Source organism: Oleiphilus sp. HI0079, from assembly GCF_001635105.1.
On the sequence record NZ_LWFT01000912.1, the window covers coordinates 1 to 837 of the forward strand.

The 837-nt window shown below is 46.8% G+C and carries 3 protein-coding genes; all 3 read left to right on the forward strand.

Annotated features, from left to right (window positions below; genetic code table 11):
- A partial coding sequence (locus tag A3750_RS16850; protein WP_156498667.1) for a lytic transglycosylase domain-containing protein occupies positions 1-373 on the forward strand: 373 nt, incomplete at its 5' end.
- A gap of 6 nt (positions 374-379) precedes the next feature.
- On the forward strand, positions 380-601 hold the full coding sequence (locus A3750_RS16855) for a DUF2835 domain-containing protein (protein WP_068453918.1): 222 nt from the start codon (positions 380-382) through the stop codon (positions 599-601).
- 34 nt (positions 602-635) lie between these two features.
- A partial coding sequence (locus tag A3750_RS16860; RefSeq protein WP_156498668.1) for a hypothetical protein occupies positions 636-837 on the forward strand: 202 nt, incomplete at its 3' end.

An 837-nucleotide genomic window follows, 5' to 3' on the forward strand; every position in this document is an offset into this window, starting at 1 on the left:
GACTGAACGCGTTGCTTTCCTAAAGATGGTACATGCAGAGGCAAGCCGCGCGGGTCTCGAGCCCGAGCTTGTTCTCTCGGTCATTCATGTCGAGAGCGCCTTTAATCGCTTTGCTATTTCTGTTGTCGGCGCACAGGGATTGATGCAGGTGATGCCATTCTGGAAAAATGAGATTGGCCGTCCGGAAGATAATTTGATGGATATGGCGACGAATCTCAGATACGGCTGCACCATCCTAAAGCACTATCTCGATCGAGAAAAAGGCAACCTTATTCGCGCTTTAGCTCGTTATAATGGCAGCCTTGGCCGAACCAAATACCCAGAAAAAGTACTCTTATTTTGGGAACGCTATTGGTTTGTTAGACACGTATAAAACACCATGCAAGAACTGATCATTGACCTAAGTATTCACCGCGAAGAATGGCTTCGACTGTACAGAGGAGAGGCACAGATTGTTCGCACAAAAAGCCGCGATGGACGAAGCGTGCAATTCCCAGCCAATATTCTAAGCTCATTCACTAGCCATGACGGCGTTAAGGGAAGCTTTATCATTCAGTTTGATAACAACGGAAAATTTCACTCCATTCAACGGCTCGCTTAGTCTGCCGGTACGTTTAGCAACCAAGGAAAAGATAATGCCTCAACTAACAACTCAAGATGTGCTTCGACTTCCCGAACCTGAGCTGGTTGCAGCGCTCAAAGCGATGTCAGTCGAGCAACTTGAACAGCATGCAGAGGGAGTTATTTCTGAATTAGGGAGCGATGACTATTCTGGAATCATGAAAATCGTTATGAAAGCCCTGGAAAGCCAGCCAACCCAAACAAACCGATTCACAC

Excerpts from the sequence above, each read along its gene's own strand:
- A3750_RS16855 (WP_068453918.1), top strand. The coding sequence starts at position 380 with ATGCAAGAACTGATCATTGACCTAAGTATTCACCGCGAAGAATGGCTT.